The following is a 21,630-nucleotide window of genomic DNA, read 5'->3' as shown; positions in this document are numbered from 1 at the left end:
CACACTAAGTCAAGCACTCATTTCTTTATAAAACTTTTTCATATGCTGTTTGAAGTAGAGTACAAACCAATGACTACTTTCACGCCATCAACCATAGTTTGAAGTTTCATACCGTGTTGACTTTGCACATCAAGGAGGGGGACATGTATAAAACCAACATGAGTAGAAAGATCCATTGTTTTCACAATGCTTTGTGCTCGGTAAAATACATAATTACAGAGATACGTACCAGCAAAAAAACTCTGCTCCGATGGGATATCATGATTTTTCAACTCCCGAATAACCGCACGGGTATTGAGGGATGATAAACGAAGCAAAGGACCATCCTGCTCTATTTTTCGAGGAAACGACCACCTTCCTGAATCAAGCGGATATCGTTTCATATTCACAGCCCATGTCTCAACTTCAAGAGTAGTTGCCTTGGGTGACAAACCAAGACTGATCATGAGAAACGGTTGATAGTGCTGGAGTACCTGAACAAGTATCATATCAGCAGAAGTAAAATTAACTGGCAATACCACCCCAACAACCTGCAGACCATGAACTGTTTGATTCTGGAGTTCCTCAACGATTATCTGCGACGGATTAATATCAAAATCAGCAAAAGGCTCAAAACCGGTAACCAGCACAACCGGTGAAGAGGGAAAAATAATCAGTTCATTTGTACATACCACATGATACGATGAAGCAAACGAACAAGTCACCAGAAAAACAGCAAGGAAACCAATACTTTTTGCCATACGTATCATTGTTCTTTTATGAATACTGACATGAAAATGTGAGTATAATAATTTGCATCTCATCTACAGCACTGTTTCCCTCAGTTGTATACGCATAGACCTGAAGTGTATGTCGACCAACCAGTGGATAATGCAAACCTCCTAGTTTCCATTCAAACGGCGCTTGACTATCCCAATACATAAAATTCCCATCAACACAAAAAACAACATACTTAATCGGTTCACTGCTCAGAACATCAACCCGAACAACAGGACGACCGATGGCAATCGTGATCCCCCGGAGGCCTTTATACCACTGTTTACCAAGATCAAGTTTTATCGTAGGTCGATCAAAAAAATACCCATACCCTTCCAACGGTGTTTTAATAATCACCTGAACCGGTAGGGGTTTAATCGCAAACTCAGCAAGCACCGCAAGCATAAAACGAGTTGCTTTTGCATGATACGTGTAATTCAAATGCTCAGGAACATCATCTGCTGAATGGCCCCAGGAATACCCATCATGATGCGCAATCCATACACCATCATACCCATAATCAATAAAAGGCTGCGCATCAGAACCAATATAACATGGAAGAATCTCAACATTCATATCAATGATATCCTTGTATTTTTCACTGATGCTTTCTGCAAAATCTGCTATCCACCGTGCTCGCGGTGCTGGAAAAAACCGAAGAGTGCTTCCACCCTCAGCACTGTTTGCATATCCAACCATATCAAGATTTAATACTGCAACAATATTGTCTTCCTGCCGATACGCATCACGTGCATACGAAAAACTCCCCAGTGTTCCAACCTCTTCACCAGAAAAAGCAATAAAACGTATCGTATGAGGAAAAGAATACTGACTCATAATACGAGCACAGGCAAGCACCGATGCAACACCAGACGCATCATCATCAGCACCTGGTGATACTTCCACAGTATCATAATGCCCGCAGATAATAAAAACAGCAGTACTCTCTGGATCAGTACCAGGAAGTGTTGCAACCACATTCCTACTTCTAAAACCCTTATAGAACCACTCATGAAAACTAGTTTCAAGACCCATAGAACTCAACTCATCAAATAGATACTGAGCTGCAAGAGTACACAGCGTAGTTCCAGTATACCGTGGTCGAAACGCACAAAGCTTTGTAACATAGTTTTGCACAAGTCCTTCATCAACCTGACTGATCATCTCAAGAATATCTTCTGTTTGATCAGAACTAGTTGCACCAGCGGATTGAACATAATACGGCTGTTGGATAACACCGATGCATAGAAAACAACAAAGCATCACTCCAAAATATGCGCCATGGTTCATAGAGGCACCTTAAAATATCATTGCATCACCTGACTAATTGTCTATAAACGAAAAACCGACTAATTTGGATATCCTCCAATCTGAAGACTTGGATCACCAAGCAATGCCCACTGCTGAACAATCTTACAATCAATCACATTGCTCATCGGAGGATATTCATGCATGTAATAGATCATATCTTGCCCATGAGTTTCACCAAGTACTGTTTTTCCCTCACTGTAACTCCGGAAAAATAAGACTTCAAGGAACCGCCCACGCATCGTTAAGCAATTCTCACCAGGTTGTCCATACCCAAGACCAGTATTTGCCATAATCGCAATACACCCGCCGTTTTTCTGTGCAGCCATCGCCCAAGCCCAACATCGGGGAACCCATTCCCGATACCAGTATTTTCCCAGTGGAGACTTTGTACTAAAATACTGAAGGCCATCAGTAAGTACACCTTTTACAATATTCAACAAACTTGTATTAAACTGAGCATTGTGACATCCGCCAACAATCACAATCGGCTGCATTTCTTTATTCTTTAATTTCCCCATCTCAAAGGACGTCGGTCCGTTAATAAACGTATCATTATGCGGTGGGTGATTACCCCATGCATTCGGATTACCATGCCCTGAAAAATGCACAAAACCAGCACCCTTACTATACGCATCAATCACCGGCTTTTTTCCAGTAAATATACCATTGGATGTCCATACCATAGTTGCGGTAAAACCAGAACTTTCAAGCAGATTAAACGCAGCTTCATTCGCACGTTCCCCTTCATAATACGGATCTGTTGGCCCAGGATAGGTATCACCAGCAACGCCAATAAAACGCTTAAACCATGCAGACCCATATGTTTCAGTCTCATAGGTAATAATCTTATCAACCATAAGCTTCACCTCACGGGTATTCAAACACGCAAGACGACCGACAAACACATCAGGATACATATCAAGAATATCCCTGGTAGCACCTTTCCATTCAGCAAAAACACCGTTTTCATTTGTATCCCAGCTTGAGAAATTTCCATAGGCATCATAGATATCAGCGAAATACAAATCAGACAGATAACTTGCCTCAAAACCAGAGGAATCATCAAGATTTGAATAGCGAACCGGCATCCACCATTTCTCCTGCATAACGCCTCCTTTCCGGCCGCCAACCAAAAGAACATATTTTATTCCCCAGGATTCCAATGCAGATTTAATGAAATATTTCATCTCCTCAGCACAATCACGACCCTGCGCAGGGAAATAGGTTCCAGCGCAGATCTCAGATCGGGTAACCAGTTTTGTCTGAACCCCCATCGCATTCTTATGAACAACCAAGGGTTCTACTGCAGCAGCAAAATCATCAGGAGTAATGATAAGTAAATCATAGGTATCAGCAAGTATGGTTGGATGTTCTGGTACTCTATAAGTAATGGTAATATCAGCGGTTTTTGCAGTTGTAAGCAGCATGTCTTTCTGGTTGAACTGAACAGGAGTTAACCGTACAACAATAAAAAGTACGATACTGTCACCCTGACGACCTGTTGCAAGTGAATAACTATACTGATTTTCAGGATACAGTGTATATGTTGAGAGATCTATTTCTTCAATATGTGCTGAAAAACCAAGATCAGAGACTGGTTGAGTTGCACGAGCAGGTTCTTGTGGTAGTAGTTGTGTTGTTATATCGGAAAAAACCACGTCTATACCAATGATTTGTGTGCGAAACGGAAAACTAAAAACTTTGGTAACCTGAGGAAGCATATACCCGCCAGGTGTATTTAAGACAGATGTTGCCTCAGCAAGAGAAACCGACAGCCCATCGTTTCCATTGGTAACTATCGGCTGAGAAAACGATACAACAACCTGCATTGTTTCATAGGTTTGATTATTTGTTGCTTGGATGATACTAGCTCCAAAACCACTCCAAAGAAGCATACTGACGATCATCAACGTTTTTGTATTCTTCATACGTAAACTATCCCCGTAATTAATTTATAGCTGTGCACTATATAAATGTTTTTGAGCTTTTGGCCTTGGTTCATAATTCACCTCTTGTGACCTCCAGTCGTATTTTTCTATGGATCAATTGTCGTATGTTGTATCCTATTGTTTTTAGCCATATTTCGTTGGTTTGACATTTCCCGGTTTCTACTGGAAAGATAGGAGTTGGTTTGTTGTTTGAATGAGCCGAATCCTGCTTCGCTATTGGAGCGTTTGTGATAATGTTTGTCCCAAGCTTTTTCGTCCTTTTCTCGGGATTTGTGCATCTTGTGCCAGGCGGGGCATCCTTTGCTTTTGCTGATGCTGTTCTTTTTCATCATGAGGAGGGTGTACCGCCTCGTTTGGCGATGTATCCTGACTTTCGCAGGTGATTGATCTTTTATTGATTAGAACACATTTCGCACATGACACAATTTTCTCGTTTTCAGCCAGCCAAACAGGCTGAAAAACCTACGATCCTGGTGTTTTTCCACAAAAAAAACCAGGGTATTGATCCAGTCAAAATTGGAAAAAACACGGTTTTTCACCCCATTTTTACCCACAACGATGGTAAGTGCGAAATTGCTCAGGCTTTGCATGATGAATTTTGTTGAAAGATGACGCAGCTTGTCATGTTTGTAGCGGAGTAAACTTATGACGAGTTGAGCAAGGTAGACGATGAGGATGGATCCGTCGATCGCCTCCTGTGTCCAGCAGCGTGTAGGTCGCACATGAAGCTCATTTTTGATGCTGTTGAACAGCTTCTCCACACCATCCTTTTCACGGTAGTATTGGAGTGCTTCGTGAAGTGAGAAATCTTTGCTTGATACGAGTGCAAAAAATCCTTCTTTCCCGGTAATGGAAAGCTGTAATGCACGCTCTATCGCCTGCTCACGAGAGAGGCCGGTGAGGGGGAAGGTGTAGGACAGGTGTGTTTGCAGGAAGTGGTTGCTGTTGCGGTATTTCTTCCGTGGTCGTTTCCCTTGTTGTATGGTTTTCCGCAGGTCTAGCGCTTCGTCGTACTCTTGTTCCAGGTGCTTTCTCCTGTTTTTCATGGTGTTATCGTAGAGGTTCTGGGAGAAGTACAGGTATTTGGTCCTGCTGGGGAACACCAGCTGTTTCCCATAGACCTCTTCGTCCCTGTTGCCGGTGACAACAGGTGTCCATTCCTCCTTGTTGAATGTGTTCAGATGGTGTTTAATGTCGCTTGTGTTGAGTTTCATCCGGGAGAGATACCTCATTTTGTCCGAACCAAGGAGATCGAAGTTTGGGATGCCAGTGACACCGGCATCAAAAACCAGGACACTCCCAGTTCTGAGTCCTGGTTTGATCTTTTGGTAAGTGACTTTGAAGTGTTTTTGATCGTTTATGTTCCCAGGTTGAATGGTCAGTCCAACAGGGAGTTGAGTTCCTTGGTCTTGTGCCAGTCCTATGGCGACCTACGGCCTGTCAGGTCGATGATCACGAGTATGTCCATATTTGATGTACTCTGTTGGTTTGGCTTCGAAGTACACGGTGCTCCAATCCATGAACACCATATCCAGTCCCACACCGTATTCTTCTTTGAGGACGTGTAAAAGGTGACTGAGGATCACGTGTTTATTCTCTCCAAGGATTGCAAGGCCACGGTACAAGGCATCATCCTCAAAAGCAGACAATTGGAGGTATTCCAGAAGCATTGGATTGGATGTCATCCATTGATGACATCTGCTGATTGAGAAATTCTCGGTCATTTTGTAGGAGACCAGCCCAGTAGAGAGTCCGCTGAGCCTATAGCCGCAGTGTTTGAGATCATCAAGGAGTTGGGAAAGATGAAGTTTTTCGAAAATGGTTTTGACGGTTTGGATTGTTCCTATCGGAAAGGTCTTATTCTTGTTGAGCTTTATGTGGTTTGGTGTCTTCAGTACAGTTTGCATTTTTGCACCAATAAAAATACAAACACTGAAGGCACTTAACTTTTATTCACGTGCGAAACTCGGGATGTATTGTGCATTGCGTCGTGATGAGAGTCCTTTATCACCGCAGACATCCCCGATCTTTCCAGTGATCCGGTCAAGTAACGGAATCAGAAGAGAAGAATCATGTCGTGTTGCTTTAGTCACTTCGATGGAGTAGATAGGTTTTTCAGGGCCTTTAATTTCCATTGCGACATGGATCTTTTTGAAATCGCGTTTTCTGGTTTTCTTCTTAGTTCTTAAGCAGTACCACGGTGAGTAGTGATTAACTGTTTCTCCGCTGTAATCAATACCGATGTGTTTCCGCTTTTTTTAAACTCAGCAATAATGGCATCGTTCACTGTTCGTAACCAAGCTTTATCCAATTTCTTCATGGTCCGTTGAGGGTTGATCTGCTTGGTGTTTTCTTGAGTTCTAAGAGTTCTCGAAGACCAGGAAACCCTTTAGCAAATGAAGTGATCTCTCGGAATTTCAATCGGTAAAACATCTTCAAGAGCAGGAGGATCACCAATCCTTTCCAATCGTATGCCGGTGGTCTTCCTGGTCTCTTTTTCTTTGTTCTCCAGTATTGTGGTGGTTGTTGATCCCAGATAATTTTTTGCCAATTTCAAGGAAGAGTCGGAATTCTTCCTCCTCTGCTTTCTCGTAGATTTTCCAATTTGTTTTTCGCATACCCATCCCTCGCGCAGGAGGATATGCGATTCTTAGATATTAATTATGAACCAAAGCCGTTTTTGTTGTATAGTTATTTAAAGCGAGATGGGGTCTCTTGCAGGATGATAGTCAATCTGAAATGCAGGTACTATTTTGTTGTTCACGGTTTTTTCACCAAAAATTATTTTTGGAAGCAATCGTGCCCTACCCCAGTAATTCTGATCCCAGGTATTCGTACAATCAGAAAATAATGCTTTTCTAATTCTGATTCTATTAGTTATAAAATTGTTTTGGATAATAGAATTATCAGAGGATCTAAGTAAATATATTCCATATCCATTAATACCATTTTCAATGACATTATTTGAAATTATATTATGAGATGATGCAACAAGTTGCAGCCCACCAAGCGTGTACAACTGATTGTTTGTAATATTGCTCTTGGTAAGATGCTTGCCTACAATTCCGTAAAAATATTCATCGATACAATTATTGTAAATTTGTATATTGCTTGAATTTTCTAGAATGATTCCTTGAGTACCAATAATGTTCACCGGTGGATTCGGTCGACCTATGATATTGTCTGAAATTATGATGTCTTCCGAGTCAATTATTTTTATGATTGCTGTTGCCCCAACCATCGTAAAATCATCTTGAAAATCATTATTCGTCACAGTGCAATGATCAGAAGCATTCACAAAAATTTTCGTCATAACATGACATGAGCTATGGACAGTAAAATGAAAGCCAGAAATATTGACATTATCAATGACGATTAGGTAATAGAATTCCGGTCCAATTCTCTTAAAAAGATATGTATTACTTCTATTCTCACCGATAAGGTTGATTGATTTATTTATTATCATATAACAATCACGCTGGTCCCTGATTCCGTAAACACCAGAGAAACAAAAGATTGTATCTCCCGAGATAGCAACGTTATATGCTTGTGTTATTGTCTCATATGGATGCTCAGGAGTACCATCCCAAGGACCTGCATGGTTATCATCGTCAACGTAGATCGTTCGTGGTTCAGATATTATTTTCTCATTTTTAATAATTGATTGAACTGTAGATGCAAAAAAAATAGTTGTTGTTAAAAATAAGAAACTAATCATTAAAAGAGGTATAATATTTTTTTTAAACATATTTTCATTTCCCCGCAATACTTTATTATTATATTTATTATATTATATTAAATTTTCTATTAAATATCCTTATTAACTTAACAAATTATATGAAAGCTGAAGATTCTCCCAAAAGATTCCCTTGGGAGATATACTTCTTACTGATTTTTATTACCGGAAAATGTGGTACTTCATCGTATGCATGTATACATCCCAACCTCCTTCAATGGACCCTGTTACGACCATATCATTATTTCCGTCATAAACAATTGCCATTCCACATCCCTCATTTAAATGCTCAATGATTTCAGGTGCGATAAACGCCCCGGCGAAGGTGAAACGATCAGTGATAAAACCATTACCTCCTATTTGTGCAGCTATTTCATCAACATTGGGATTTTTTGATGCTGCAAGACATACAACTTCCCCTGGAACGTTTTGCAAGGTCCATAAACTTGTGTTTAAATTATTTGTGAACTTCATTATATATCGGTTTGTAGTAGGGTTGTTAATATGTCCTCCAACGTAGATTTTATTTTCTGTGTCAATAGTAATCGTGCATAGCCATGTGAAAATTGCTGGATTCCCGTAATATGACTTCTGTAAATTAAGAGTAGTTCCACTATATCTATTCACAACAACCGTCTGCACATCGGTGATCTCTGGAAAATTACTCCAATCAATAATAAGACAAGCACCGGTGGCAAAAACATTATTATTTGAATCGAGTGCAACATCAAAATAGTATGGTAGTGGTTGGGTAATCCCAAAAATATGACTCTGATCAAGAGTACAACCTTCATTATCTCCATCAAGTTTGTATACCCATCCATCCATGATTGGGAGTAATTGACCATTATGGGTTTCATAACCCCCACTGACACCAACAACAATCACATTATCATTACTTGTCACAGCTACCGAATATCCAAAATCCCAAACATATAAATCAAGTAGCCTCTCCCATATCACTTCTCCTGTTAATCCACTATATTTTGCAATATATACATCAGATGGATCATTATCATTCGTATTGTCAATTGCTGTAGCTACAATAACTACATCTCCATTCGAAAAGATGTCAACCCCTGTAATTAGTATAAAATAAGCTCCAGTCGGGTCGAGAGAAAAATCATATCGTTGCTGGTGAACATCTAACATAAGATTTCGTATACAATAGAATCTGCTGATATCTGAAGTTGGTTGATAGGTTTCTCCTTCATAAAATGGTAACATCACTGAATCAGAAATAATATTATCCCAAATGACTTCACCAGTGACGCCGTTATATTTTACAACTGCTCCCTCAAATGAATGAGTGACACCAACAACAATATAATTATTATCAAAATCGCTTGCAACATCAAGTACCATCCCCGCACCATAATAAGTATCTTCCCAAACTACTTCGTAAACGGAATTATCGTCATCATCCGCTTGTGGTTGAGGTTGAGTATATTTTGTAAAAGGTCCGTTTCCACCATCAGGTAGTTTATTACTTATTCCATGAGCATTTATCGAGGGTGCTATTGCAAGTAGTACCATAAGAACAACAGCCCCGATACAAAAATCTTTTCCTTTCATTTTCTTCATCAAATCTTTTCCTCCATTCTCTGCTTGAGTTTATCAAGCCTTTAAAAAACATAGTATCATCCAAATATTTATACTTTATAGATCAATCATCCTTTTTTAGCTGTTTTTTGTGTATAAAAAAATAAGTAACAAGCTATTATTTTTGGATAAAATATCATAAATCAAAATTAGATATCGTTCGAAGAGGAGGTGATACGTAGTTTATTTCAAATACGATTCGATAAAGACGATTAACCAGATTCAACCATGATACTATTTAGCTCCTAAGCAAGTATCTGCTGCATATTTCTGCATAACTTGAGCTACCAGATCAGGTTTTTTTAACCGATACCGTTTAAACTTTGCTCTCGAACTCGTCTGACAACTACAACCCAGGTTTTCTTTTGATCCAACCAAAGCATCAGAACAACCCTGGGTTGTTATAATATCACGTTCAAGCAGCTGGTTCAAATGAAACATAATTGTCGTCGGATGCCTCCGCAAACAATTACCTACCTCCTCTTTTGACACAGCAACATTCACTAATAACACCTCTATAATCTGCTTTTGTGTTGCATTCCGAAGCACACTCACAATACTCCGTTCATCAACACCGATCATCCCAGATACATAATATCGAGCATACTTCCCAACACGAACACAATACAGTATGTTTTGTTTTTCAAGACGTACCAGATGATATCGTACCGTACTAAACGGAATATTCAACCTACGAGACACCTCCCGGCAATGCGCACCAGGATTACAACGTAAAAAATCAGAAATCTGCTGCTGAATCCTGCAGAGCGTATATGCAGTTTTTTCCATAGGTATTCCTCCAAGGTTTCGTTTTCAAATGTAGTCCCATAAAAAACAATATTATTTCAGAGAAACATAAAACCCTACTACGGTTTTTTCCGTCAAAATTCCAAAAAACGTGTTTTTTTTATCGTTTTGACGGAAAAAGCAGTAAAAATACTCCATTCGACAAAAAAACTGCAACACCATAAAATGAAAAAACTAACATGGAAGAAAAGAAAAAAGGATTGTTTCAGAAAAACTTCCACACGGCTATTTCCTGTGAAGCCTGATTTGCATACGTATCAACAGCAATCACTGCTACAACATGTTTCCCAAAGCTTTTCTGCACCCATGCATAGGTATATGGTTCCTCGGTATCATTTCCAACAAATATACCATCTAGATAAAACTCAACCTGATCAATCCCAGATGCATCCACAGCACTAACCTCAACGGTGATACGCCCAATCACAAGGGTTACAAAAAACGGAAACATCCTTGATCCAAGATACAGTTTTTTCTCAGCAGGAACCATGATCTGAACACTGGGCGGCTGGGTATCCTCACCACTACCAACCAGTATTTTTTGAAGCATGCTATAGTCACCCCACCCACGAACAGTATTATGAGCTCGGACACGATAGTAATACGTCCCATTTGCTTTGCCAGAAACCTCAAATGATGTATCCCCAATAGTATCAGAAAGCGTCACACTCTGGTCAAACACTGGAACCGGGCTGATATCATCAACATAAAAACCAGACCCGAGCGTTTCATCATCAGTCGTATATCGCAACCTGATAAAAACCGAGTTATCAGCATAACTACTGAGATCATATTGTTTCTGCACCCAACCTGATGAGGAACCAGTATACGCATCAAGGACGTCATACTTCCGCCCATCACGGCTCACCTCAACAAACGCATAATCCCATTGATTCTCAATGCTATACCATGTCCAAAACGACAAAATCATACCACTCGTAACCGGCATTGCATAGTTACTGGTCATTGAAGAAACATAATTATTCTGATTCTTGGCTTTGTAGCTTTGTGTACCGGAATGCATCTGATCTGAACTTTTGGTAAAACCAATCAAAGTCCATTGAATCTCTGATGATTCTGCATCATCAACTAAAACATGAAAACGACTGAGTTCATCAAGCTGAAAACAATCAACACCAGCAGAAGGGTTCTGCTCAGTCCATGAAACAAGATAGTTCCCATCAGGATCACTCGAAGGTACAGTGAGAACCGGTGGCAATGGTCGTGGGATCAGTGCACTTATATTTGCAGCTTCCTTTAGAAGAAACAGTGCACCATCAAAATTCTCAGCACATATCTGATCAAGCTTGGAGGCTGGTGGTTGAAACTGAGAACAAGCTTCAATTGTATATGCAAACGTATTTCTTCCCTGAATATAATGTGCATAGCCATATGCCCAGTCATCAGTATCACCGGTGGTTGGATACAACGCTGCGCTTTGCTGCGGGGTATACGTACCAGAACCAGATTGCTTGGTGATACGAGCAGCAATACCCTGACCAACTTGTTTCAGATACGTATTATCTGGTGTCTGTTCGTTGGTTGCATACCCCCACGGCCAGAGAACCAATTCAGAATAGGTATGCCAGCTAATCGAAGCGCAAATATCATTGGTTAGAAACATGTTTTTAATAGCTTGGGTTTCATACTCGGAAAAAGCAGCTGGACCGCAATAGGTTTCTTGATTAGGTGAATGCGTTGCTGCTCCATTCATCACAGATCCCCATGCACCCATAGGTTCACCATTACACGTACCATCATAATTCCTATTCAGATCAACACCTATGGTTCCAAACTGGGAGAAATACTGCCGGTTTTTCCGCCAGTCATGACCCTGATCATGACAGTAGTAATACCCATCAGGATTCACACAAGGAACAATCCAAACACGACGAGTATCTACCAGGTTTGTCAACATCGAATCACTTCCATACTGTGAAGTTAACTGACTGAGAATATACAAACATATCTCAACCGTCGGCCATTCGCGTGCATGGTGCAAACCCATAAAGAGTACACCTGGTTCGTCTTCATCAACACCAGGATTATCAGAAATTTCAAGACAATAAATATTTCGACCCTCATAGGTTGATCCAATACTTGTTAATTTGGTGATCGACGGGTAGCTTGCAGCCGTGTCAGCAAGGATTTGTTCGATTTGTGCAAGGGTGTGATACTGACCAATAAACTGACTACTATACAGATCAACATCTTCAATCAGAACACGATATGCTGATGTTTTTTCTCGAAGTTCTGAAAGACGGCTCTGTTGGATAAAAATATCAACATAACTCTCAGGAACCATGCTTGCTATTTCCACACCCCGAGGTAACACAACCTGTTGCATGCTCAGATCAACTCGAACTAACATCGTTGGATCTGACGACTGCAACGAAAAAAAACCTGCACCAACACAAGAACTAAAAAGAAGCAAAAAGAAAAGAATAAAGGGAACTATTTTCTTGTTCATTGCAATCACCCTGTTTTAAACATACCCACCGATCTGAAGACTTGGATCACCAAGCAGTACGAATTCTTGAACTGTTTTACAATCAAGCGGTTCACTCATCGGCGGGTTATCGATGATATAATCAACAAGTGTCTGTGTATGTGTCTGCCCCAGAACAGTGATATCATTTACTCCATAGTTTTTGAAAAAATGAGTATTTGCATACCCTGAAAAAAACTGGGTACAATCAGGAATGCCATCACTAGTATAATCACCTGTAGCAAACCAGTCAAGACCAGTATATCCCATGACCGCAATTGCACCACCTCGTTTTACCTGCACCATTTTCCAAGCCCAACATTCAGGAACCCAGTCTTTATAATAAAACGAACGTTTGAAAAAATTAAAACCCTCACTTTTAATACCTTCAAGGATACGCATCAAACTTGTATTAAACTGAGCATTATGACACCCGCCAACAACACAAACCGGGAGTTTATCGCCATTTCGAAGCTTGCGCATATCACGATTACTCAAACCAGTAATCCACACACTTTCATTATTAGGTGGATGCGTTGACCACACTGATGGATTCCCATGACCATCAAAAAACAGAAAACCACAACCCTGAGATACCGCATCAATAACACTTTGCGGTCCAGTTAATGTCTCATCAGATGTCCAACAGGAAACACCATTAAAAAAATCCATGTACTCCAATGCTTTTTTATTTTCCTCTTCACCCTCATAATACAGGTCTCCAGGTGCTGAATCACCACCAACAACCACCATATCATTAAACCAGGATTTTCCAGCAGCATTCGTCTCATAGGTGATAATTTTATCAACCATGATTTTCACGAAGTACACACTACGACAGGGAATCCTACCAAGATACACATCAGGAACAAGATCAAGGATTTCTTTTGTTCCATCTTTCCATTCAGCAAAAATTCCATTCCCATTAGGATCCCAGCTTGAAAAATTACCACCGGCATCATAGATATCAGCATAATACAAATCGCTTACATAACTAGTTTCAAAATCTGAGTTATCGTCAAGATTTGCATACCGAACCGGAACATACCACGATCGCCGTTGCCCCTTTTGGCCACCGACAAGCAACACATAATCAACACCCATGGTTTCAACAGCATCTTTGATAAAATACTTGATTTGTTCAGGTTCATCAACACCAGTATACTCAGCATAGATTGATTCAACAGTCTTCAAAAACGCTGAAACACCATGACTATTTTTATGTTCAACTAATGGTTGCAATGCTTCTGAAAAAACCTCAGGTGCGATAATCACAAGATCATAATCATCTGAAGTAAAAACTGGCTGCACTGGTAACGTATATGATATACGAAGAGCAGCTTCATCTGAAAAAAATAAGATCTTATCTTGGATGTCACATCGAATAGGATACAGGTAGACGACAAGAAACAGAACATGGGTTGTCCCCTTAATGCCAGCATAGACAGAATAGCTGAACGGTGTTTCAGGATACAAAGCAGTATTCGTTGTCTGATCTTGCTGTTGAGAAATCAATTTTCCATGAACCACTGTTTGAGCCAGGGGTGCTGGAATAATCTCTTTTGAAAACTGGATTATTTGAGGGTTGACAAATATTACATCAACACTATTAATCTGTGTACCAAACGGAAAAATATATGTTTTCTGAACCATAGGAAGTAATGGTTTTCCCGGGTTTTTCACCCAGCTGTTTGATACATCCAAAGAAACAATCGTATTAGTTTCGGTTTCAGAAATCACCATGTTTTGAAAAACGACATTTTCAACAATGTTTGATGGTTGTTTTGAAAATGATACAGCAGCACCAAGTCCACTCATAAGGACTAAACCTGTTAAGAGTATTGCTCCAATTTTTTTCATAATTCTCTTTTCCCCTTACTCTACCTCATTATATTCATATCAATAGCCAAACACTTCATGTGTCTATTTTTTATATTGAATATGTCGTTGATTTCAACACTGCATGAACTTCTCCGTTAGGAAGAACCGCATCAATTTTAACTAGATTTCCAACCGCTGGTGCATAATAATAATCAAACATATCAAAGAATGTCGATGTGATATGCCAAGCAGTATACGTTCCAGCAGGAACACTTATTGATTGTTTATCTACACAGTGGAACGCAAGTGGCAACCAAGAATACTGAGTAGTAAATGTTACCGGAATTTGGATCAAACCAAAGATGCCACCTGCTTTAATGTTAGATTGAATCCGGAGATCTGGCATCTCCCAGAATTTATGAGTATACAGCGGAAATTGAAATAACGGAAATGGTTGTGAAAGGTCGCCATCCAGCGATATCTTTATCGGCAGCGGTACTGCAAAAGGAAGCGGCAAAATCTTTGCCATTGAAATACCCTTAATCACAGCAGTCCCATCAACAGGCTGAAGATTTGATTTAGAAAACACCATCGAACCGACCAATTTCGTTGTCGATGGTTTCAGAGAACCGACCATATCTAAAGTCAAGGATGATGAACGTACATGGATAGAATACCCGCAGGTTATCTTACCAGTAACGTCAACAACGTAGTTTGTTCCACTCGTACTGGAAACAGTCAACGTGACCTCATCGATACGACCTGTGCAATACACTCGTTGTCCATTTGCATCATAATCTACGGTAAACGAAGAAACTGTATACGTCCAACTATCACCAACTGACCAAATCGGTACGTCATCATTAAGCATTTCAACAATTGGCGGTACGGTTTGCTGAGTATGTACCGCAGATGCAATCGCACTGAGAAGAACTACTCCTATGCCAAACAGACCAGGTATATATTTCAGACAGATCCCCCGTAGATACTGTACTAATTATAAAAAACAGTATTTAAAGATATCGCAGGATTTAGGGGTTTGTCTGAAAAACCTATGACGTTCTTTTTATCTAATTTGGTTTTTTTCTCTGAAAAAAAAATAGAAGTACCTGTGTTTTATGGCCGCAACACCTCGTGTATCCTATTCCTTTTTATCTGATCGATAAATTCTATAGATTTCTTGATTTCTTTTTTTAATATGAATTGTACCTAACTTTTTCCATCATCTAAGATAGATAGTTCATTGTTTCATCAAACGGTACTGAAATAAGAAACGAAGAAATGAAAAACCTGAACCATCTAATAGTCGTGGTGTTTTGAGAGTTATAGAGATAATTCCGTAATCACTATGATCAGCAGTGTTCCAGACTTTTATTGAACCAGTGAAAGTATTCATTTCTGTTGGTACATCGACATAGACTTTCACGGTAACTGTCTGTCCTGATTTCAGATTCACGCCATTTGCTGGTTGAAACTCCCAGTTCGCACCCCAGCTTGGATATGCAGCTACCTCCCAGTTGAGATACGAATCACTCAGACCCTCAGGATCAACACCAATGTTTTTCACGGTAAACGACCCAAGGTAAAAATGGGTTGTCCCATACTTGACACTGGCATTTAACGAACCTGCAACCATGAGATTTGGAGCCGGCGGCGTATACGTATCAGATACCTTAAACCAAACCATTGCATCATTCTCAGCATCGCTATTGGCACTGTTATCTGGGGCATACGTACCTGAAGTTGTGATAAAACCTCCATCAATTTGAATGGTGTCTATTGGAATAAAGGAGTTCGTCACAATATTATATTTCCCATAAAAAATCGCACCTCGAACATCACTGATATCGTTATCAACACCTCCACCAACATAGCCGCTCACATCTGCAAGATCATGCCCACTCAAGGAGTCGCGATCCCAGACTTTAATGCGAATCTCAGGTTCAACAACGCGAGCATTAAATGAATGAACAACATCTTGGGTTTGATCATCGACATTTGATGAATACGCATCATTCACCTGATCAACCCAACCCTGACCAGCATTCACCGATATTTGATACGACCAATCAGCTCCACCCTCAAACCAGTTTTCAATATTTCCCAACGCTTTGATCCGATGCATTTGTATTTTCAGCTGTGGACCAGAAACATCAGTATACGTAAAATAGACAACTGCTTGTTCGATTTTACATTCGCCATATTTTATCCGGAACCAACCATTCTCACCCCACCAAGATCCCCAGCTGTTTTTCACAATCCAACAACCCTGCGCATCATTATACCCAACAATACACACCATATGATTAATTGGATCAGGATCACTCCCTGGATGTTCATAGACACCACCATCGTAATCATAAAAATCTGAATACACAGCCATACCTGCAGATAACGGGCCGTACTGAATCAAAGCATTTTTAATTGAAGTTTGATCAGCAGCAATGGTATGCCAACTATCAATTTTGATGACGAGGTTTTGCCAATTGCTACATTTCTGAGAACATGATGGAACCGAACCAGAGCTGCTCGTATACGGAAAACAAGACTCAGGGATCGCACCATACGTCTTTAAAAAATTATACGTCGGCGTTGCATAGGCACCATCACATCCTTCAATGCCAGACATCCACTCCGTACCACAGGAAACCATAAACTGCTCAGACAGATCAATATCATAATTTGGATTTTTCTTTTTCATATTAATAACTGATTCAAATGCAGCCAGTGACCCAAATGCATAACAACTCCCGCAATTTCCCTGATTATGAACATCAGTTGTCCAATCGCCTGTGACTCCTTCATACGTTGCAGACCGCCAATCCCATGCTGCTGGTGGGTCCCCCAGGATTATCTCCCCTTCAGGTAGTGGTTCACCACCTACAAGAAGCCCAGTTCGATACTGATGATGTTCTGAATACTGCTGATTCATACTGTCCGATATACCTTCATCCTGACATCCGCATCCAGGTGTCTCCTCACGAACATTGCCATGAATATCACCCTGCGTTCGTTTTTCACCAGAAGTAATGTGAGCCTGACCTGGAGTCAATGCAATCACACATAACAAAAGACAAACCAGCATGGATAAACATTTTTTTACTATCATCATGAGTAGATACCCCCACCGAATAGATATTTAAGATATATTATAAATTTTTGGTCAAAAAACCTGAGGAAACAGAGATGCTTCTATGAAAATTAGAAGGTTTTTCAATGCCAGATGTCCTTTTTCATAAAAACAACGAGACTCAGGAGAATACATTCAGCGGTGAAGACAAGTAAGACGATAAGACTGATCAGATCAAGATGAGTGTCAAGTAACAGAAGATCAGGATTACAATAATGGTGTAGCGAAAGATAACCAAGCCATGATACGTCAGAAAAACTCCGACTCAGAAGTTCACAACAAAACATACCACTCAGAATCCCAACAGTAATCATCCCTGATTTCTGCGCAGTATCAGCAAATAAAGCAATCAAGAAACCAAGTGATGCCGCTGCAAAAAAATAGAGAAGAAGAACACCATGCATCACCATCAAACGACTGATATCAACTATTTCACCAAGACTACGGATAATCACTATGACACTCACAATGAGAACGATATTGATGATAAAAAGAGCAGAGCAAAAACCGAGAAATTTTCCCACCGCAAATTCTTTCCGAGATAACGGTGTTGCCAGTAACACATCCAAGGTGTTTTTCTGGAATTCTTGCGATAACAACAAAGACGCCGCATATCCAATGATACATCCGCCGATGAGCATGAGAAACCATTGATAAAAAAACAGGCTGCTAAAACGAAGAAAGGAACGGTTCAACGTAGGATTCTGATCAAAAGTCTCAAAATACTGTTCATCCTCTAAAAAAAACGCGGTATTCTCAACGGGAAAAAACGTTGGATATGCAGTCAACACGACACCAGCAATTCCTACGAAAAGAACGATGAGAACTAAAACAAATGCTGCGTGATCACGAAGTGTTTGGATCATCACCACGAGTCCTCGGTTCATACGTGTTCCCCTGCAGACAAACACGTCTGCCCATCATTTTTGCCAGGAGCAAGCAGAGTATCTTTGGTTTTTCTCAACCCCTCTACAGTATCAACAACAAGCAATACACCATTGTGCAACAACCCAATTCGATCACAGATCAGCGCGAGTTCGTCAAAATCTCCAGAGGCAAAAACCATGGTTGCTCCTTTCTTTTTTTGCTCAGCTAGTAGTGAAAAAAAGATTTTTCGATCTTCATCGTTGAGCAGACGTACTGGATCATCCATAAGAACAACTGCAGGTTCATGCATGAATGCTTGGATGATATTCAGTTTTTGTTTCAGTTCTGGATGATATCGATGTATCTTTTCATGCAGTGGAATTTCAAATAGATGTACGAGTTCATCAAATGCATACAGAGCATTGCCACGGAGTTTCGACAGATACGACAGCATCTGATATCCAGTGACATAGCGATAAAATGAAACCTGATTTGAAATGTAGCCGATGTCGGTGTTAATTACTGAACTATGGTTAGGAACCTGAAGATCGAACAGCCGAATACATCCGGTATCTGGTTTCAGAAAACCAAGCAACGTTCGCAAAAGAGTTGTCTTCCCGGCACCATCGGGCCCAAGAAGTCCAAAAACTTCACCAGATTGAACCGAAAAACTAAGGTCATGTAGAACACACGTTGTATGATGATATTTTGTCAGATGATCAACGGTGATAACCTCAACCACCACTTCGACCTCCCCAGACCAAGAAATCGTTCAAACTCATATAAACCATTCGATACTAACACTTTTTTTCAAATATGTCAGAAAACATCTGCCACAAGGTTTATATCAAATAAACATCATAAGTTCTATGGTATGACCCAAAGTAGCCCACGGAAACAAGAACTTGACCGAAAGAGAACTGAGTGGAGGAAAAAACATCGAACCCTCAACGGCCGTATCATTCTCTACCCTGCAAAAAAACCAGAACATATCAACGCTCGTGGCAGCAAACTGTACAACTGGTTTTGGCATAAAATATTACTCGAAGCTGAAACCCAAGATATCCCAGCAATTATCTCTGCTCTTCAAGATGCCATGAAAGGAGAAAATGATCTAAAAAAACAACAGATCTACCGAACCATGATTGGCATGGCTGATGATGCTTATCAGTTAAAAAAACTTGAAGACATTCAAGATTACGACCCTGAGTTACTCATTGGAAAAAAACCAGTGTATAACTCGGAAGAAGGTATCATTTACAAAAACGGTCAGATTTACACCACCGATTATACTGAGGATGAAAGTGAGATCATCCTTCGTGACATAGAAGGAATCATCATTGACGCACTCTCTTCAGAAACCACTGATGAAAACCAAGTATCATCAAAACGAGAACTCCTGTACAAAGATTGGGAATATACTAAAAATCAAGCATTCGCCAACAAATAATATAACGAGGATTGTTTTTTAGAACATATAGTATTTTAGGTTCTCGTTAGTAGGATTCTGATGTGATCTGAATATATTTATATGGTTCTTGTTTTCGGAACATGTTCTTGGTCACATTCGGAAGGGCATTTGCAAGATCAGTGACTGTTACAATACCGACAATCTCATTGTTCAAAACCACGGGAAGTTTTTTGATTCTATATTTCTTCATCATCTCAGCTGCTTTTTCAACAGGTGCAGACGCATGAATAGTTTTGATATTTTTTGTCATGATTGCATCAACTGAAGTGGTATACGGATCCCTTCCTTCAAGGATGACACGCTCGATAATATCCCGTTCAGTGAGAATGCCAACAATCAAATTCCCCTTCATAACCACGAGACATCCTACACCCATCTGCTTATATCGCTCACAGGCTTTGACAACAGTTTGATCACATTCAATAGTAACCACATTTTTTGTCATGATTTCACTTACTTGCATCTCATACACACCTCGCTTGTACGAAAACCACATCGGTCTGGTATTGCAATTCAGTATTCACTAGGAGCATAAAAAGGTGTCATATTGCCCCTCCTAGTACATGCATCGTCATTTGCCGAAAGAAAACAAAGAAAAGTATAAAAAAGAATAAAAAATAGCTGTTTGTAACGGTGAGATGGATGGGTTTGGTTCTCCAAAAAAAATGGGAAATGACTTTATTTTACCTTGCAACGTTAAGCTTTATTTTCATCCTCGGGATGATTATCCGCTTTCTCTTATCTTCAAAACTCTAACAATAAGATCATTCTTTTTTACCAATAACATGCGCAGGTATGTTAAAGATAAATAAAAATATGTGTAGTGATGGGGAAGAGAGGGGAGGTGATGAGAATGAATATGTGGAAAAAAGGATGCTTCCCCAGTTCAACTACCATATTCTGAGAAAACCGACATTAATAATTATTATATAAATATTTCTATATAAGAGCATTTAATAAATGAATTCATATAGATAATTAGATCAAAACTGATGTTCCTTAGAGAACACCTTTTCGAGAATAAACCTTCGCACCTGATCCAAACCTGAATCAAGATATATCGCACCAATCACAGCTTCTAAAGCATTTGCAAGATTCGTCCGATTCTTCGAACCATGTTGCTTCGTCTCACCTTTACCAAGCCGTAAAAATGCACCAAGATTAAGATGATCGGCAACCTCAGCTAAAAACTGATTATTCACTCCGTTTGAACGACGACGAGTCAACTCCCCCTCAGAAAAATATCGATTGCTGAGATACAACTGCTCAGCAACAACAAAATTCAAAATACTATCTCCGAGAAATTCAAGACGTTCATTATACTCAACTGCACTACTCGCCTCAAATGCAAACGTCTTATGCGTCAGAGCGTTTTCGAGTAATTTCCGATCACGAAACCGATATCCTAAACGATCCTCAAGCAACGAAACATCAATATTTCTCATAGCAACACCATTAAATTACTCATGATACATAAAAGTACCGTACCTTATGGCTTCATCCCGAAATAGATAATTAAGGAAGAAACATTCATTTTTTCATTGGATGGGACGCGCAAAGAAAAGGATTAATCCAACAGTTGCGAACCATGTGAACCGCAATTTCACCGCCGATTTCAGCAAGGCGGTGATCAAAGCGGTACACCAACTGCCTCCACCTTGGAAACCTAATAACAGAGGACGAAAAGGACAC

General features: G+C 40.0%; 20 protein-coding genes. 1 reads left to right on the top strand and 19 read right to left on the bottom strand.

Translation table 11 applies throughout. The features are described 5' to 3' along the window. Nucleotides 1–38: 38 nt before the first annotated feature. From QXL17_01310 to QXL17_01230, 17 genes are all read right to left on the bottom strand, one after another. Nucleotides 39–740: a hypothetical protein gene (locus QXL17_01310; protein MEM4257775.1), complete on the bottom strand. Its 702-nt coding sequence runs from the start codon at nt 738–740 to the stop codon at nt 39–41. A 16-nt stretch (nt 741–756) separates the two neighbouring features. Beyond that, a complete protein-coding gene (locus tag QXL17_01305) occupies nt 757–2,046 on the bottom strand; it encodes a M28 family metallopeptidase (GenBank protein MEM4257774.1) in 1,290 nt (429 codons plus the stop codon). A gap of 59 nt (nt 2,047–2,105) precedes the next feature. After that, nucleotides 2,106–3,995, bottom strand: coding sequence for a C25 family cysteine peptidase (locus QXL17_01300; GenBank protein MEM4257773.1), 1,890 nt, complete (start codon nt 3,993–3,995; stop codon nt 2,106–2,108). Between the two features lie 419 nt (nt 3,996–4,414). Next, complete coding sequence (locus tag QXL17_01295; protein ID MEM4257772.1) at nt 4,415–5,434, bottom strand: transposase; 1,020 nt, start codon at nt 5,432–5,434, stop codon at nt 4,415–4,417. 12 nt (nt 5,435–5,446) lie between these two features. Next, a complete protein-coding gene (locus QXL17_01290) occupies nt 5,447–5,923 on the bottom strand; it encodes a hypothetical protein (GenBank protein ID MEM4257771.1) in 477 nt (158 codons plus the stop codon). 42 nt (nt 5,924–5,965) lie between these two features. Next, nucleotides 5,966–6,253, bottom strand: coding sequence for a transposase (locus tag QXL17_01285; GenBank protein MEM4257770.1), 288 nt, complete (start codon nt 6,251–6,253; stop codon nt 5,966–5,968). Nucleotides 6,254–6,332: 79 nt separating this feature from the next. After that, on the bottom strand, nt 6,333–6,455 hold the full coding sequence (locus QXL17_01280; GenBank protein ID MEM4257769.1) for a hypothetical protein: 123 nt from the start codon (nt 6,453–6,455) through the stop codon (nt 6,333–6,335). An 11-nt stretch (nt 6,456–6,466) separates the two neighbouring features. Beyond that, entirely contained in the window at nt 6,467–6,634 is a 168-nt protein-coding gene (locus tag QXL17_01275; GenBank protein MEM4257768.1) for a hypothetical protein, read from the bottom strand. 77 nt (nt 6,635–6,711) lie between these two features. Then, nucleotides 6,712–7,764: a NosD domain-containing protein gene (locus tag QXL17_01270; GenBank protein MEM4257767.1), complete on the bottom strand. Its 1,053-nt coding sequence runs from the start codon at nt 7,762–7,764 to the stop codon at nt 6,712–6,714. A 150-nt stretch (nt 7,765–7,914) separates the two neighbouring features. Beyond that, a complete protein-coding gene (locus QXL17_01265) occupies nt 7,915–9,336 on the bottom strand; it encodes a hypothetical protein (GenBank protein ID MEM4257766.1) in 1,422 nt (473 codons plus the stop codon). A gap of 252 nt (nt 9,337–9,588) precedes the next feature. Next, the gene (locus QXL17_01260; GenBank protein ID MEM4257765.1) at nt 9,589–10,143 is read right to left on the bottom strand and encodes a winged helix-turn-helix transcriptional regulator; all 555 of its coding nucleotides are present in this window, start codon (nt 10,141–10,143) and stop codon (nt 9,589–9,591) included. A 223-nt stretch (nt 10,144–10,366) separates the two neighbouring features. Then, nucleotides 10,367–12,631: a M14 family zinc carboxypeptidase gene (locus tag QXL17_01255; protein MEM4257764.1), complete on the bottom strand. Its 2,265-nt coding sequence runs from the start codon at nt 12,629–12,631 to the stop codon at nt 10,367–10,369. Between the two features lie 15 nt (nt 12,632–12,646). Further along, the gene (locus QXL17_01250) at nt 12,647–14,509 is read right to left on the bottom strand and encodes a C25 family cysteine peptidase (protein ID MEM4257763.1); all 1,863 of its coding nucleotides are present in this window, start codon (nt 14,507–14,509) and stop codon (nt 12,647–12,649) included. A gap of 70 nt (nt 14,510–14,579) precedes the next feature. After that, nucleotides 14,580–15,341 carry a hypothetical protein gene (locus QXL17_01245; protein MEM4257762.1) on the bottom strand — a complete coding sequence of 254 codons (762 nt, stop codon included), beginning with the start codon at nt 15,339–15,341 and terminating at the stop codon, nt 14,580–14,582. Nucleotides 15,342–15,710: 369 nt separating this feature from the next. Then, entirely contained in the window at nt 15,711–17,582 is a 1,872-nt protein-coding gene (locus QXL17_01240; GenBank protein ID MEM4257761.1) for a C1 family peptidase, read from the bottom strand. Between the two features lie 101 nt (nt 17,583–17,683). Continuing rightward, nucleotides 17,684–18,487 (bottom strand): ABC transporter permease subunit, encoded by an 804-nt coding sequence (locus QXL17_01235; GenBank protein ID MEM4257760.1) that lies wholly within the window; start codon nt 18,485–18,487, stop codon nt 17,684–17,686. Continuing rightward, nucleotides 18,484–19,209: an ABC transporter ATP-binding protein gene (locus tag QXL17_01230; protein MEM4257759.1), complete on the bottom strand. Its 726-nt coding sequence runs from the start codon at nt 19,207–19,209 to the stop codon at nt 18,484–18,486. Before QXL17_01230 ends, QXL17_01235 begins: the two co-directional genes overlap by 4 nt. Before the next feature lie 132 nt (nt 19,210–19,341). On the opposite strand from QXL17_01230, the gene QXL17_01225 reads away from it, so the two are divergent. Then, nucleotides 19,342–19,917: an acetyltransferase gene (locus tag QXL17_01225; protein MEM4257758.1), complete on the top strand. Its 576-nt coding sequence runs from the start codon at nt 19,342–19,344 to the stop codon at nt 19,915–19,917. Between the two features lie 46 nt (nt 19,918–19,963). On the opposite strand, the gene QXL17_01220 is transcribed toward QXL17_01225, so the two are convergent. Together QXL17_01220 and QXL17_01215 are read right to left on the bottom strand one after the other, a co-directional pair. Beyond that, nucleotides 19,964–20,401: a CBS domain-containing protein gene (locus QXL17_01220; GenBank protein ID MEM4257757.1), complete on the bottom strand. Its 438-nt coding sequence runs from the start codon at nt 20,399–20,401 to the stop codon at nt 19,964–19,966. Nucleotides 20,402–20,921: 520 nt separating this feature from the next. After that, a complete protein-coding gene (locus QXL17_01215) occupies nt 20,922–21,383 on the bottom strand; it encodes a ribonuclease III domain-containing protein (protein ID MEM4257756.1) in 462 nt (153 codons plus the stop codon). Nucleotides 21,384–21,630 lie beyond the last annotated feature (247 nt).

The sequence above is a fragment of the Candidatus Thermoplasmatota archaeon genome (genome assembly GCA_038884455.1).
Classification (GTDB): Archaea; Thermoplasmatota; E2; order DHVEG-1; family DHVEG-1; genus JAWABU01.
The sequence above is the reverse complement of the archived record's forward strand: the minus strand, read 5'-3'. Positions and strand labels throughout refer to the sequence as shown.